The sequence below is a fragment of the Piscibacillus halophilus genome, from assembly GCF_900110685.1.
GTDB lineage: Bacteria > Bacillota > Bacilli > Bacillales > Alkalibacillaceae > Piscibacillus > Piscibacillus halophilus.
This window is the reverse complement of record NZ_FOES01000003.1, coordinates 29,473-43,944: the sequence shown is the minus strand read 5'-3', so window position 1 is coordinate 43,944 and position 14,472 is coordinate 29,473. Positions and strand designations below refer to the sequence as shown.

Annotated in this window: 19 protein-coding genes; 3 read left to right on the top strand and 16 right to left on the bottom strand. The window is 35.2% G+C overall.

Features of this window, described 5'->3' with window-relative positions:
• The first annotated feature begins 48 nt into the window (after nt 1–48).
• Nucleotides 49–234, top strand: coding sequence for a YhzD family protein (locus tag BMY57_RS02550; protein WP_091772460.1), 186 nt, complete (start codon nt 49–51; stop codon nt 232–234).
• Between the two features lie 90 nt (nt 235–324).
• Here the strand turns inward: BMY57_RS02550 and BMY57_RS02545 are convergent, their stop codons facing one another.
• Together BMY57_RS02545 and BMY57_RS02540 are read right to left on the bottom strand one after the other, a co-directional pair.
• Nucleotides 325–675 (bottom strand): YlbF/YmcA family competence regulator, encoded by a 351-nt coding sequence (locus BMY57_RS02545; RefSeq protein WP_091772459.1) that lies wholly within the window; start codon nt 673–675, stop codon nt 325–327.
• A 92-nt stretch (nt 676–767) separates the two neighbouring features.
• Entirely contained in the window at nt 768–1,904 is a 1,137-nt protein-coding gene (locus BMY57_RS02540) for a DUF445 domain-containing protein (RefSeq protein WP_091772458.1), read from the bottom strand.
• Between the two features lie 120 nt (nt 1,905–2,024).
• On the opposite strand from BMY57_RS02540, the gene BMY57_RS02535 reads away from it, so the two are divergent.
• Nucleotides 2,025–2,219: a hypothetical protein gene (locus BMY57_RS02535; RefSeq protein ID WP_091772457.1), complete on the top strand. Its 195-nt coding sequence runs from the start codon at nt 2,025–2,027 to the stop codon at nt 2,217–2,219.
• 212 nt (nt 2,220–2,431) lie between these two features.
• On the opposite strand, the gene BMY57_RS02530 is transcribed toward BMY57_RS02535, so the two are convergent.
• The 11 genes from BMY57_RS02530 to BMY57_RS02480 form a co-directional block, all read right to left on the bottom strand.
• Nucleotides 2,432–2,632, bottom strand: coding sequence for an alpha/beta-type small acid-soluble spore protein (locus BMY57_RS02530; RefSeq protein WP_054754960.1), 201 nt, complete (start codon nt 2,630–2,632; stop codon nt 2,432–2,434).
• A 79-nt stretch (nt 2,633–2,711) separates the two neighbouring features.
• Nucleotides 2,712–4,106, bottom strand: a complete 1,395-nt coding sequence (fumC, locus tag BMY57_RS02525) for a class II fumarate hydratase (RefSeq protein ID WP_091772456.1) — start codon at nt 4,104–4,106, stop codon at nt 2,712–2,714.
• A 150-nt stretch (nt 4,107–4,256) separates the two neighbouring features.
• Nucleotides 4,257–5,063: a M15 family metallopeptidase gene (locus BMY57_RS02520; protein WP_091772455.1), complete on the bottom strand. Its 807-nt coding sequence runs from the start codon at nt 5,061–5,063 to the stop codon at nt 4,257–4,259.
• A gap of 136 nt (nt 5,064–5,199) precedes the next feature.
• Nucleotides 5,200–5,436 (bottom strand): IDEAL domain-containing protein, encoded by a 237-nt coding sequence (locus BMY57_RS02515; protein WP_091772454.1) that lies wholly within the window; start codon nt 5,434–5,436, stop codon nt 5,200–5,202.
• A 217-nt stretch (nt 5,437–5,653) separates the two neighbouring features.
• Nucleotides 5,654–6,655, bottom strand: coding sequence for a hypothetical protein (locus BMY57_RS02510; RefSeq protein WP_091772453.1), 1,002 nt, complete (start codon nt 6,653–6,655; stop codon nt 5,654–5,656).
• Between the two features lie 157 nt (nt 6,656–6,812).
• A complete protein-coding gene (locus BMY57_RS02505; RefSeq protein ID WP_091772452.1) occupies nt 6,813–7,358 on the bottom strand; it encodes a GNAT family N-acetyltransferase in 546 nt (181 codons plus the stop codon).
• A gap of 16 nt (nt 7,359–7,374) precedes the next feature.
• Complete coding sequence (locus BMY57_RS02500) at nt 7,375–7,668, bottom strand: AzlD domain-containing protein (RefSeq protein WP_091772451.1); 294 nt, start codon at nt 7,666–7,668, stop codon at nt 7,375–7,377.
• Nucleotides 7,665–8,405: an AzlC family ABC transporter permease gene (locus tag BMY57_RS02495; RefSeq protein ID WP_091772450.1), complete on the bottom strand. Its 741-nt coding sequence runs from the start codon at nt 8,403–8,405 to the stop codon at nt 7,665–7,667. Before BMY57_RS02495 ends, BMY57_RS02500 begins: the two co-directional genes overlap by 4 nt.
• Before the next feature lie 20 nt (nt 8,406–8,425).
• Nucleotides 8,426–9,205, bottom strand: coding sequence for a cobalamin-binding protein (locus BMY57_RS02490; RefSeq protein ID WP_091772449.1), 780 nt, complete (start codon nt 9,203–9,205; stop codon nt 8,426–8,428).
• A 12-nt stretch (nt 9,206–9,217) separates the two neighbouring features.
• A complete protein-coding gene (gene chrA / locus BMY57_RS02485) occupies nt 9,218–10,387 on the bottom strand; it encodes a chromate efflux transporter (protein WP_369678845.1) in 1,170 nt (389 codons plus the stop codon).
• Nucleotides 10,388–10,472: 85 nt separating this feature from the next.
• The gene (locus BMY57_RS02480) at nt 10,473–12,245 is read right to left on the bottom strand and encodes a methyl-accepting chemotaxis protein (protein WP_091772447.1); all 1,773 of its coding nucleotides are present in this window, start codon (nt 12,243–12,245) and stop codon (nt 10,473–10,475) included.
• A 232-nt stretch (nt 12,246–12,477) separates the two neighbouring features.
• Here BMY57_RS02480 and BMY57_RS02475 point away from each other — a divergent pair, with 232 nt between their 5' ends.
• Nucleotides 12,478–12,657 carry an aspartyl-phosphate phosphatase Spo0E family protein gene (locus BMY57_RS02475; protein ID WP_091772446.1) on the top strand — a complete coding sequence of 60 codons (180 nt, stop codon included), beginning with the start codon at nt 12,478–12,480 and terminating at the stop codon, nt 12,655–12,657.
• Between the two features lie 201 nt (nt 12,658–12,858).
• Here BMY57_RS02475 and BMY57_RS02470 read toward each other — a convergent pair whose 3' ends face one another.
• From BMY57_RS02470 to BMY57_RS02460, 3 genes are read right to left on the bottom strand one after another with little or no spacing between them, the layout of a single operon-like run.
• Nucleotides 12,859–13,314 carry a GNAT family N-acetyltransferase gene (locus BMY57_RS02470; RefSeq protein ID WP_091772445.1) on the bottom strand — a complete coding sequence of 152 codons (456 nt, stop codon included), beginning with the start codon at nt 13,312–13,314 and terminating at the stop codon, nt 12,859–12,861.
• Between the two features lie 20 nt (nt 13,315–13,334).
• Complete coding sequence (locus tag BMY57_RS02465; protein ID WP_091772444.1) at nt 13,335–13,793, bottom strand: DinB family protein; 459 nt, start codon at nt 13,791–13,793, stop codon at nt 13,335–13,337.
• Between the two features lie 2 nt (nt 13,794–13,795).
• Nucleotides 13,796–14,458: an HAD family hydrolase gene (locus BMY57_RS02460; protein ID WP_091772443.1), complete on the bottom strand. Its 663-nt coding sequence runs from the start codon at nt 14,456–14,458 to the stop codon at nt 13,796–13,798.
• Nucleotides 14,459–14,472: the final 14 nt, after the last annotated feature.

Genomic DNA, 14,472 nt, shown 5'->3' with positions numbered 1-14,472 from the left:
AAATAAATCCATATAGTTAAGATAGAGATTGAGTGGGAGGAATGTAAGATGAAAACATATTTTTTAACCGTATATTCAAATAAGGGTGAAGCATTATTAGATGAACAAATCGAAGCTAATAGCGAAGATGAAGCTAAGACTATTGCGACACAAAAACTTGAAGAAAACGATTATAAAGATACAACTCATCGTTTAGTATCTCCAGATGCACGTCTACTGTTATTTCACCGATGAGAAAAACTTTAAATGATTAACAAAATTAATCTTTCTTGAAAAATAAAACTAAACCCGAGTTAGCTTATTCAGCTTGACTCGGGTTTGTTCTTACTGCTCTTCTTCACCATATAGTTCTTCTAATGGTTTCGTAATGATTTTGCTAACGTCAGAAATTAGCGTATTTAAGCGCTGTTCTTCTTCCATAAGCTTAGCAATATCTTCTTGTTGTTGAACAAGTTCTACAACTTGTTTCGCTTTGTTAACTTCTTCTTCCGTGATTTCTTGTCCTTGCATTTGTTTCTGTTGTAAATTTAGTTGAGTGTCACGGAAATCATCAAACATTTTTTTCGTTTGAGGATCGTTCATTACTTTTTCATATGCTTGTTTTAAATCTTGAAATTCGTCACTATTGCGTAAACCTTTCTCAAGATCATAAGCTAAGTCATAAATATTAGCCACAATATACCTCCTAAAAATTCATTACTTTCCTACTGTACCAAAGATTAAACTCACTGTATAGTCATTTAATTCTATTACAGCAAACCACTATTTTAAGTAATCAACAAAACTAAAACACCTTGAATTAAACCAATGAAACCACCCAATAACGCACCTAGATAGGTAATCATATTCATTTCTCGCTTCGTAATCTCCAACACTAATCGTTCTATTCTTGAAACATCAAACGTTTCCACTTCTTGTTTAACTAAATCAAATAGATTGAGTTGTTCGAGTAACGTAGACATTTGTAAGGATAGCTTTTGAAATGCAAATTCGACTACTTTCGGTACCCACTCTTCTTTCAGCTTAGCCATTTGATCTTCAAATAATTCCCCAATTGGCTGCTCTAGATAATTTTTAATGTTAAGTTCATTTGATATGTAATGAGCAATCCTCTCTTCTAAATCAATATTGATAGCTAATTCTCTAATGGATTCCAAATCTTTTTCCTTAAATTTAATCCATTCTTTTTCGAGTAGCTTTTGAATAGATTCATGAGTTTCATTTGAGCTTAAAAACATTTTAATAGCTGGTGTAATTTTTTCAGCTAAACCATCTTCACCTAAATATGAAGACACCATGTTTCCTAAAAAACCTTGAGTCTGTAAAAACTTCGATGCACTTTCAGAAATTTTCCTCTGCCCTTCTTCACTTGTTAAGTATTGGTCAATTTGTTGAATAACATACGATGTAAACTCAGGTAATTGCGATTCAATGACTTCATGTAATTCATTAGGTAAAACTTCACTAATTGTTAAATGTTTATTCTTTTCATAAATTCGTTTAATTTTCTTTTCAAAAGTTTGTTCTAATTCTTGTTCTAAATCTGATGCCTTAAAGTTTGGATTTATTTTCAAAATTAAATCTTGGAGAGTATAACCATGATCAATCATTTGATCAATTTGTTGGTTAATCATCACCGATATTTTTTGTTGAAAATCTGGCTCTAAAACTTTTTGTTCAAGCGCATCACTGGTGACTAAATAGTCTGTCACAACTCGTCCTAGTTGTTCAGCAAGTTCTGCTCTGCGCTTTGGAATTAATCCAGGAGTAAATGGCAACTTAAATTTACCAATATATACTGCTTCATAAGGTCTAAACAGCATTTTTATCGCTAAAAAGTTGGTCATGCCACCAATTAAGGCACCGATTAAAACCATAAAAATTAGTAATAGTCCTGTGTTCATTGTCTCACCCTTTGTAGCTTAATGTTAACACTATATTTTTAGCATGAATAACGATTATTTACCAGTATTGACGTCCATTGCAAAGTACAAACTAACTATAAAGTGAAGGGAGGGTTAAGCTTGGCCAAATCAAGAAAAAGAGATAAAGACAGCAGAAACGAATACGATTTAGATGTGGATCGTATGTTAAATGAAGGCTTGGCTGGCGGTTATGTTAGACCAACCTATAATCGATCACAAATTGAAGAGGTTCATGAAATAAAACCAAATGACGAACCTTTTACTCCATATAGAGAAACTCCTGATGATGAGTAAATACAAATGGGCCTTCCTTGGATGGAAGGTCGTTTTTTATACCTACTAACTAGGCTTTATAAATATCTACATGTTTATGATGGCAAAAGAAAAGAGGGCCATCAAGGACCCTCTTTGTTTATGGTGCAGGCAAGAGTTTGATTGATTTGCTCTTACCTGCCATGTGATTTTCGTCTTTGATTGTTTTTTAGAGGTTATCAAATGACGCTGTGTTACTTAGCTCCACCTAATTGTTGTTCTGCCATTTGTACTAGACGTTTAGTGATTTCACCACCAACAGAACCGTTAGCGCGTGAAGTTGTGTCTGGGCCAAGCTGAACACCAAATTCTTGTGCGATTTCAGTTTTCATTTGGTCTAAAGCTTGAGCAACACCTGGTACTACTAATTGGTTTGAGTTGTTGTTCTGTGCCATTGTATCTCACCTCCTGTGTATCCATATTTTCTACAGGAGGCGAAATCTTATTAACGGTAATTTTTGCTACTTTTAAATCTTACTTTTTAGCATTTGGTTTAGTCATTTCTTTAGGCACCACAAGTTTGTCGAATTCTTCACCAGAAAGAAGACCAGTTTCTTCAGCAGCTTCACGTAATGTTAAGCGATTTTCGTGGGCATATTTCGCAATTTTTGCTGCATTTTCATAACCAATATGAGGGTTTAATGCTGTTACAAGCATTAATGAATCATTTAGATATTGGTCAATTTTTTCTTCATCTGGCTCTAAACCAACTAAACAACGATCTGTAAATGATTCCATGCTGTCACCTAGTAGCTGACAAGATTGCAAGAAGTTATAAGCTATCATTGGTTTAAAGACATTTAATTCAAAGTTTCCTTGACTTGCTGCGAAACCAATTGCTGCATCATTACCCATTACATGAGCCGCAACCATTGTAATGGCCTCACTTTGAGTCGGATTCACTTTACCTGGCATAATAGAGCTACCCGGTTCGTTAGCTGGAATTGTAATTTCACCAATTCCACAACGAGGACCACTTGCTAACCAACGTACATCGTTAGCAATTTTCATAAGGTCAGCCGCTAAACCTTTTAATGCGCCATGAGTATGAACTAACTCATCATGACTTGTTAAAGCATGGAACTTATTTGGAGCAGAGATAAATGTTCCATTTGTTTCATCATTGATTTTTTTCGCAACCGTTTCAGCAAAGTCAGGATGAGCATTAATGCCTGTACCGACTGCCGTTCCACCTAACGCGATTTCTCGAACATATTTCAAAGTATCTTTAATCATGGATTCTGTTTTTTCTAACATACGATGCCATCCGCTAATTTCTTGACCAAGTGTTAACGGAGTAGCATCTTGTAAGTGTGTACGTCCAATCTTAACTATTTCACTATATGCATCAGATTTTTCTTTTAAAGTTTGCTTCATTTTTGCTAATGAAGGTAATACATGCTCTTCTACTTTCTTTACAGATGCAATATGTAATGCTGTTGGGAACGTATCGTTAGAACTTTGAGATTTATTTACATCGTCGTTAGGATGCAGGCGTGTTTCTTTGCCTTTTTTCTCTAACCATTGATTACCAACAAAAGCAATGACTTCGTTAACATTCATGTTAGATTGTGTACCACTACCTGTTTGCCATACAACGAGCGGGAAGTGATCATGAAGATTTCCAGCTAAAATTTCATCTGCTGCATACGCGATAGCGTCGGCTTTGTCAGATTCCAATAAACCTAATTCTTCATTAGCGCGTGCGGCACTTTTCTTAAGGATCGCAAATCCTTCTACAATTTCTCTTGGCATTTCTTCATTACCAATTGGGAAGTTTTGTCTACTACGCTGAGTCTGCGCTCCCCAGTATTTATCACTTGGAACTTTGATCTCACCTAAAGTATCTTTTTCAATACGATAATCCATGAAACATCCTCCTTAAAGCTTGTATATCATCCTTTACTATAATATCAAAAATCCATTATAAAAACGAATAACTGGTCGTAAAATAAAGAAAAAGTACTGATTAATTTAACTAATGATACACATAAAAAAGATGCGGAAAATATCCACACCTTAATATAAATCAAAAAACTCTTCTACTGTTAAACGTGATTCGTGAATTTCTGTTGCTAACTCTATACCGAAGTATCTTAAATGCCAAGGTTCATATTCATAACCAGTAATATGGCTTTTGCCTTCAGGATAACGAATAACAAATCCATATTCATGAGCATGCTCTGCTACCCATTGTCCAGCGTCAGTTTCACCTAAGGCCTCTTCTAGTCCTAAAAATCCACCTGTTTCCAATGGAATGGTAATATCCATCGCTAAACCAGTATGGTGCTCACTGTGGCCAGGTACTGCAGAGTATTTATCAGCATGTTCTTGCCCTTTGGTTTCAACATTATTATTATAAATCCAAGTTTGTGTCTCTATTGAGCGATATCCTGATTGAGCATATAAATCAAAGCCTGCATTTTTTGCACCTTCAAATAGATCCTCTAATGCTTGAGCAGCTTCCTTTTTCATTAAACGTTTCGGGTTTCCTTCTGGAGCATTAAAAGAAACATTGGGTTCCACTAAATCTTTAGGTTCAAACCCTTCAGGTAAACGACGTTGTTTATTCACAATAACATCTGTTTCATGAGGATTATCCACTGTTATAACATCAGCTTCCGAACCATTTTGCTCGGACTCTTTTTCTTTTTCTTGTTCTTGTTCATTGTCATCCGATTCAACTACTAGCTCTAACGGTGATTTTGTTTTAATACCAAATTGGACTCCATCTGCAGACTTGGCATTCAATGAAGCACCCTGATCATCTTGTGTACATCCTGCTAAAACGATAAACAAACTCGTCCATATTAAAATCTTCTTCATATAATCCCCTATCTTTTCTCTCAAGTTGTCTTTATTCATATTAACATGTGATGTGATTATTCGACAAAGCCTTTTTAATCATTTAAACCTTGAGAAAAAAGCCACCTCACTGTAAGAGGTAGCTTCTTTGCTCAAATTATAAATATTTAGCATATTTTTTACTCAACTCATTGAATGCGTCATAATCTTCTTGATCTATTGCTAGGTTAATTTGCTCTTCTAAAGCATTCTTATTCCACATAAATACTAATTCATCTAACACTAAGCGTGCAGCTAATTTGATTTCATACGGGACTTCCCTTTTAGCTTTAATTGCTACCCGTTTAGGAAATTGATATCTAATGAGCACATAAGAGGTCACTTGTTTTTTCATCTTTTTCTCCCCCTTACTCCCTTTTTTCTATTATAATAAAAAACCCTAAAAAATTGCAACAATATTCAGAAAATATGCGAATTTTTTTAATAATTGTGCGAACGCAACATAGTTAAAAAAATCCCTGACAATTACTTTTGTCAGGGAAAAGCCTCTGTTGGGAGAGAGGTGTATATGAACCTCGCTAACATGTAGCGAAGAGTTCAACGATATTTAATTAATTTTTTGGGCCTTTACCATTTCCTTTGCCCTTTGGTTTTTGATCCTTGCCTTTGCCTTTATTTGCTTTTTCAGGTTTTGGACCTTTGGATTTGTTTTTAGCTTCTGCTGACTTTTCTTCAGCTTTGGCTTTACCAGCTTTAGCATTGTCTTCAGCTTTTTCTTTGCCAGCTTTAGCTTTTGATTGTTGTTTTTCTGAAGATTTCACTTTAAAGTTTTCTTCACGATCTGTTTCAACTTCTTCTTCAACTTCAACAACTGGTTCTTCCTCAGATACTTCTTCAGTTGTTTCTTCCTCCTGCGATTCTTCAGGCGCTTCTTCAGTCTCTTCTTCTACAAATTCATCAGTAATATCATTTAAACTCTCGTAAAGAGCCGTTAGTTCATCTTCACCATACTTAGCTTCTAAACGAGCTAGTGATTTTTCAACATTTCGTTTTAATGCTGCTTTTGCAACTGGATTATTAACTTTTTCTATAGATAGAGCTAAAGAAATAACGTTTTGTCCGATGACTGTTTCCTCATCTTCATCTTCTTCTACATCTTCGTCAGTTTGCTCATCTTCATTTTCATCTGCACTTTCTTCATCTTCTGTAGGCTCTTCTTGTTCTTCATTCTCTTCTTCTGAATCTTCGTCTTCAGATTCCGCTTCTTCTAGAAGCTTTAAAGCTTCTTCTAGTAATATGTTAGCGTCCTCTTCAAGACCATCAGCAAATAATGCTTCAGCTTCTTCGATTTGTTGTAATGACCAGTCTAAAATAAGTCCGACTCTCTCAAGATCCTCATTTTCTAAAGCCAATGAAAGCTGATTATTCACTTTTCCATAATAAGTAAATAGTTTTTCTTCAAGTGTTGTTTCTTCTTTGACCTCAACAACTGGTTGGTCCTTGTCTTCATTCTTTTCTTCGTGATTATCTGCTGAAATACTCATAGGTGCTAACACCATAGAAGCTGTTAATGTTGCAGCAGATAACGAATGAATAATCTTGCGACGTTTCATTTAATCACCTCTTCGCTATTTTCACTCATAATTTACGAACCAGAGATAATCATTTTTGGGGGTTTATATAAAATTATTTTAAAATTTAAAAAAGATACGCCTTCATCAAACTTTGTGATTCAATAAAAAAACACGCTAAGTAGGTTAGCGTGCGGGCTTATAACGATATCTCCATTAATTGACCATTTAACTCGTTTAAATCTTTCCAACCATAAGCTGTTTCTTCATATGTACCTGAGCCTATAGTAGTGTTTTCTGCCTCAACTTTAGTAGCACCATAACGTACATAAAATCGTCCGTACGGATTAACCGTTAAAATCCAAACTAGCAATGATTGATAGCCATGATCGACACACTGCTCCACAAATCGCTTCAATAATTCATAACCAACCCTTTGACCTTGTGCATCTTTTAGAACGTAAATATCATAAATCTCTGCATCAAAACTAAAATGTTCAGCACGTTGTTTTCCACCTGATATAAACCCTAACAGTTCTCCATCTTTTTCAGCTACGTAAACAAACTGTTGAACTTTTTTAGATGATAACGTTGTCTCCCAAATAATTTTACGATGATTGTATGTGATCACTTGTTCAAGATCTTCATTAGCAATAAGCGGACCATATGTTAACTTCCATGTTTCATCATGAATTCTAGCAATTTGTTCCGCATCATTCGGCGTTGCTTTTCTTATGGTTAACATAGAATCCCTACTTTCTTTACATCGTTAATAAAAAGACAGTCAAGATTGCTCCTAACACTGCAAATATAACATTTACATTAAATAATGCAATGACGGCTGCGATCAAACCACCAGCGATTCCAATGAGAGGACGATCCTCAATCACATTCATAACACCCGGAAAAATAAGAGCACCAAGCGCTGCAAAAGGAATAGCATTTAACCAACGATTGACCCATGGCTTAAAAGTTGTCTGACCCATAAAGAAGGCTGGAATAAAACGAGGAACAGCTGTTACAATAGCCATACCAATAATTGTCATCATAATCATGAGTTTTCTTCCTCCTTCAGTAAAATCACGCCTAAAAAACTGCCTACAACAGTCGCTAAGACAATTGACCAGCCACTAGAAATCGACCATATGACATTAAAAACATAATTTAAAACCATACTAAAAGCTGCAATAAGTCCAATTCGCCATTCTTTCTTAATTGATGGTACTAATAAACCGATAAACATCGCATATAAAGCTATCCCCATACTAGTACTTAAAGTCTCTGGTAGAACATCACCGAGTAAAGCACCAGCTAAACTTCCAAAGATCCAACCAATATAAGCCATTAAAATTAAAGTTGCATAAAAATACGTCCCATTCTTTTGCTCTGCTTCTTCTTTATGTAATGACGAAACGGCAAAGGTTTCATCCGTTAATCCTAACGATAAAGGAAAACGCCATTTTAATGGAAAACGTTTCGTTGTATTCATAAAAGACATACTCATAATAAAATGTCGAAAGTTCAATACAAAGGTTGCAATCACAATTTCTATAAACATGGTCCCAGCCGCAAACATACCAGCAGTCATTAATTGAGCAGCTCCGGCAAAGACCAGTACACTCATCATAGTTGTTTCAAATGTTGAAAGCCCTGATTCTTTTGCCAAAACCCCATAAGCAATCGCTATTGGTAAATATCCGAGGAAAATAGGAAACCCTGCTACAGCACCTCTTTTTATCACAGATTTTCTACTAAAATCATTAGTTGAACTATATGAATGAACTTGCTCCATGTTCTACCTTCTTTCACAAGTTATTTATAAATATCTGGATGCAAAATTTTGGCTAATTTTTTTAACCCTTCTAACAATCTCGGTGAAGGTCGGCAGTATAAATATTCTTCAAGCACATGAATTTGATCTTCTTGGATTGCTTTAATTTCATTAGAATTTGGACGTTTTCTAACTAAATCTGGATTCATTTTTTTCTCTTGAACCCCAACCCAAACCATGCAAATTTCATCTGGGTTACGTTTTATTACTTCTTCCCATTCAGTTTGTACACTGGCTTGATCCACATCACTAAAAACATTAACCGCTCCCGCTAATTCACTAATATAACTTAACCAATTTAATTTCCCGGGTGTGAAAATGGGTTTTGGCCACCATTCCCAATATATTCGCTTTGGAGTGGAAACTTGCTTAGAAAGCTCTTGATACTGTTGTAAAACACCATAATACCAATCATATACTTCCTTTGCTTTTTCCTTATATCCTGTATGTTCTCCGACTGTTAAAATATCCTCGGCTATTTCATCTAAAGAATTGGGATTTAAAATAATATAAGGAAGCTTTGCCTCATCAAGTTTCTCAATGTTTTTCTCCATTCCTGGGACGCTCAATGAAGCCAGAATTAAATCTGGCTCTAACTCACGTACACGATTCACGTCAATGTTTAAATCACGACCAACCCTTGGTAATTCTTGTACCACTTCCGGCCAGTCTGAATCATGATCAACACCCACCACTTGATCCATTAAATCTAAATATGCCAATAGCTCAGTATTACTAGGACATAAAGATACAATTCTCATCCAAGCACTCCCTTATACCAATTCTCTTACTAATATATATAGGACAACCGTCAGAATTACGACTAGCCAAGCAGGCTTTTTCCAAAATTGTAATAAACTAAAACCAACTAAAGCAACAGCAAAATCTACACTATCCGCTACAGCACTCGTAAATATCGGATCATAAAATGCTGCTAATAATATTCCAACGACGGATGCATTAACACCAATTAATGCTGCACGTACAGCCTTAAATTGGCTAATGGATTTCCAAAAAGGTAAGATTCCAATTAATAATAAGAATGATGGTAAAAAGATTCCAATCGTTGCCACTATAGCCCCTGTTAGGCCAGAAGCTACTTGACCAAGATAACTAGAAAACGTAAATAATGGTCCTGGTATAGCTTGAGCAGCACCATAACCAGATAAAAACATTTCTTCCGATAAGAAACCGTTTGGAACTAATTCACGCTCTAATAACGGTAATACGACATGTCCTCCACCAAATACAAGAGAACCAACACGATAAAAGATATCAAACAATTGTACATAAACATTCGTGACTGATTGACTAATCAAAGGTAAAGCAATTAATAAAAGGAAGAATAGCGATAAACTTACAGCACCAGTTATTTTCGATAAGTTAATATTTAAACTTGTTTGAGTATCTAACTCCTTATGCCTAAAAAGTATATAACCAACTAAGGCAGCGACCCCAATCACAACTAATTGCATAGAAGCCAAAGGAACTAATAAAAGTAAACCAGCCGCAATAATTGCAAAAGCGATTCTAGGTAAATCAGGTGTTAATTTTTTTCCCATATTTAAGATCGCATGAGCCACTACTGCTACAGCGACCACTTTCAAGGCTGCAATAAACGTTGAATCCATTAAATCAGCTTGAACGACATACATGGCAAATAAAATTAGAGCAACAACTGAAGGCAGTGTAAAACCAATCCAGGCTAATATACCACCTAAAACACCACCCCGAATCATTCCAATCGATATTCCAACTTGAGAACTTGCGGGACCAGGTAGAAACTGACACAACGCAATGAGATCCGCATAAGTCTTATCATCTAGCCACTTTTTCCTTTTTATATATTCTTCTTGGAAATAGGCTAGGTGCGCAACAGGTCCTCCAAAAGAGGTTAGTCCCAATCGCGTTGCGACAAATAAAATCTCCAAATAAGTTTTCACTGAATTCAAAATGGACACCCCAATATAATAATTTCTATAAATATAAGAGACCACTTATATAAGTAGCCTCTTATATTTTAGCATATTATATTTTAAATCGGTTAACTTGATGGTTTAATTTTTCTGCTAATTGACTCAATTCTTTTGCTGAGTGGGATACCTCTTCCATTGAATTATGAGCTTGCTCTACTGTTGCAGCTGTTTCCTCAACTCCTGCTGCCGATTCTTCTGAAATAGAAGCAATCTCTTCAATCGCTTGATTCATTTGTACACTGTCATCTAAAACACCTTTTAAATTAGATGAAATTTCTTGGACTTTCCCGGTCACTTGGTTAATGGATTCATTGATGTGATCAAATGTTTGTTGGGTGTTTTCCATTTGTTTAGTACCTTGCTCAACTTCAGAATAACCTGATTCTAGTTGTTCAGTCACGCTTGTTGATTCTTCCTGTATATTATGGACGATCTTTGTGATATCACCAACTGAATCAGCTACTTGTTCAGCTAATTTCCTTACTTCATCTGCTACAACTGCGAATCCTTTCCCATTTTCACCCGCACGCGCTGCTTCTATAGCTGCGTTCAGAGCTAGTAAGTTTGTCTGTTCAGCAATGGATTGGATCACTTCGACTAGCTTTGAAATTTCCTGAGACTGTTCATCCAATCCCTTAACTTTCTGTACAGCGCCTTCAACAATATGGTGAATTCGTCTCATTTGGTCCGTTGAGGCGACCATTTGATTCCGTCCTTTTTCTGCTAACGTTAACACAGAATCTGATTCATATGATACATTCTCACCATTTTGATAAGAGGCTTGAACTTTTTGTAAAAATGATTCCATCATCTCATTAATACTAGATGCACTCTGAGCTTGACTCTCTGCTCCTGATGAGAGCTCTTGCATAGTGGATGCAATTTGTTCACTGCCCTCTTGAACTTCATGTGACGCTTGTGTTAATTGATGACTTTGAGCAGATACAGACTCTGATGCTAAGGACACATCTGATAAAATCTTCGTTAAATTGTCCTTCATCGTATTTAATGACTGAGACAATTGTCCAATTTCATCTTTGCCATGATATTCAAGATGTTTAACCTCTAAGTTACCTTTTGAGATCTCATCTGCCATTTCAACAGCCTGATTAATATTTTTACGTACATAACGACTAATGAAGAATAATAATACCATTGCTATTATGACAACTACGGCGATTCCAATACCTAAAGCAGTTAATACTGACGCAAAGGCTGATTTAGTATTTTGATACGCAGCGTCATAATCATCCACAATAGACTCTCTTAACTGACTGGATAGGTCTTGAGTCTCAGCTCTCATGGCAGCGAACTGGGAACGAGCCGATGTGGCGCTATTATCATCTCGAGCGGTTACAGCAGGTGTCACTTCATCGAAGAAAATGCCATCCATCTGTTCATTATTCACTTCAATTTGATCCATCAATTCAGTTTGACTACTACTTAAACGAGGCTTAACTTCATTGATTAACTCATTAAAACGCTCCATTAAGCTCTCGTATTCATCACGATATGTATTCGTTTTATATTCTACAAAATCAACCACAACCAAATCTTTTTCTAAAACGATGGAATTAATCTCATCAATTAAGATGGCCCTCTCACTTCTTCTATCTTGAGCATCTAATTGATCGTTAGCCGTATGTAAACTTAGAAAAACAACACCTGAGGCAATAAGAAATAATAAAATAGATAAGATCGAAACTAAACCATATTTTTTACCAATACTTAAGTTGCGCCATATTGACACTTTCTTTTTCTCTTTAAAATCTAATGGTTTATCTTGACTAATACTTTTAGATTTTCGTCGAAAGAGCTTTTTCAAATTTTCCCCCACCTTTTTCCAAAACTTATAGATAAAAAGTACCACTATTTCAAACAATTCGCAATACGAATAATTTAAATTTTGACAAAACTTTTCAAACTATAGTAAACCACATTGAATTTTGTCGAGTTATTAGAACCTTTGTCTAATCTATTAACAATAGTAGAAAAGTCATTTATGATATTTCTTGTGTGTGTTTGAGAAATAAAAAAATTAGGAAGGACGACTTATTATGGAGAATGTTGAAGTACCTGTCACAAAACTAGAGGGAAAAATTAAGGATTTGAAGCAGTACATGATTTCAACAGCGTATGCAAAAGGGTTTAATCACCCACACACTGTAAAAATTAGTCAAGACCTAGATAAGCTGTTGAACAAATACCAAACCATTGATTCTAAGCTATGTTCATAATGTAACAGAGAAACCTACATATCAAGTAAAAATCAAAGCTTTCATCGTATTAACCCACCCACCGAAAAAGACCTCTCAAATTTGATTGAGAGGTCTTTTTCATGTGTGAACTAACTTTCTAAATGAATAAATAATTCTTTTGAATTATTAATGACAACTACTTTATTTTTATTTTGAACATAATTGTATTTTTTAAAGAAGTCAGGTTTCCAAAGTATATTCCATCAATGGCAGCATTCGATTTTCAAAAACCGTTGAAGGAACTTCAGCAATCTGGATGGCTCCCATCTTTTCATAAAAGCCTTTGGCATGAGGGTCACTATCAATGGTGAAACGTTTTATTCCCAATTCACGAGCCTTTTCAATGACGTATTGCCATAACAACTGACCATAACATCTTCCGATAAAGTTTGGTTCGATATTAAAAAAATCTAAACAATCTTCTTTATCTCTTACGAATGTAAAGAACCCTATTATCTGTTCACCACTATCTAAAACGAAAACATGATGTTGATTAATATAATCCACCGTAATCGTTAAATCCTGTTTACATTGCTGAATAAAACGTTGATCATAACCCCAATGAGCTTTAGATCGAATGGCAATCTCACTTAATTTTGCAGCATCTTTAACTAAAGCTTCTCTTAAATAAACCATTTTTCCTCCAAGTATGTATTTTAAATTTTTCTTCCAACAAAATTAACAGGTATAGTTTCGAGGTTTAATTCCCTTGACCAAATAGACAGTTGACCGATGTGATGGATTTCATGAGCAATGATATGATGCAAAATATCATCTACGGTATATTCAGCTTGATCCCAAGGAACCTTGATCGATTGGCTCTTTATTCGATCAACGTCTGTATTTAAGAACTCATTTATCTCAACTCGATATTTATCGGATAACCTTTTAACCTGTTCTAAAGAATTATACTCATTAAAATTGACGATTAGATCTTCTTTTCCTTGGATAGCGCGAATCCAACTGTATTCCACATCAATAATATGAAAAAGAGTATATAAAATACTGCCGACTCCACCTATTCGTTCTCTTAATAATTTATCCGCCGTTAATGGTTGGCACCAAGCAAACCATTCATCTCTGACTTGCCAGTTATACTCAAAGAATTTCCTCATGTTCACACCTTCAATTTATCTATAAATATGGTTTTTAATTCCGTTAGATCATCTATAACAATATTAGCTTGGGCTAGCTCTTCCTCTTGTGCAAAATCAAAATGACATCCTATAGAGACTAAACCGTTTTCTTTAGCTGCCTTAATATCTGATAGACGATCTCCTACTACTGTACCCTTGGATATATCATATTTTTCAATAATCCTCTTAACTAAATCGGCTTTATTCAAAGAATCAATTTGTTCGATACTAAAGGTTTCCGTTACCCACTCATCCAAGCCATAGTAATTCACAATAGCTTTTAAATATTCTTTTAATCCATTACTTGCTATGTAAATCGAACAGTTACGATCTTTTAAGTAACTAAAAACCTCTTTTACACTAGGGTATAAATCCCCTTTACCACTTTTAATATTTTCTATTAATCTTTCAAGGAAATAAGTATCCGTATATTCTCTTAATTCTTGTGAATGATGAGGTAATAACGTTTCCCAAACTTTTGGTAAAGGGACCCCCATAATCTCACGATAGTGATCAATTGGTGTGTCGGTATCCCATTGATTTAATGACCTTAAATGATTAAATGTATCTTCTAATGATAACTCTAGAATCTTGTCTGTTTGAAATAGTGTTCCGTCCATATCAAAGATAAATGATTGTGACATTTTATATCTCCCTT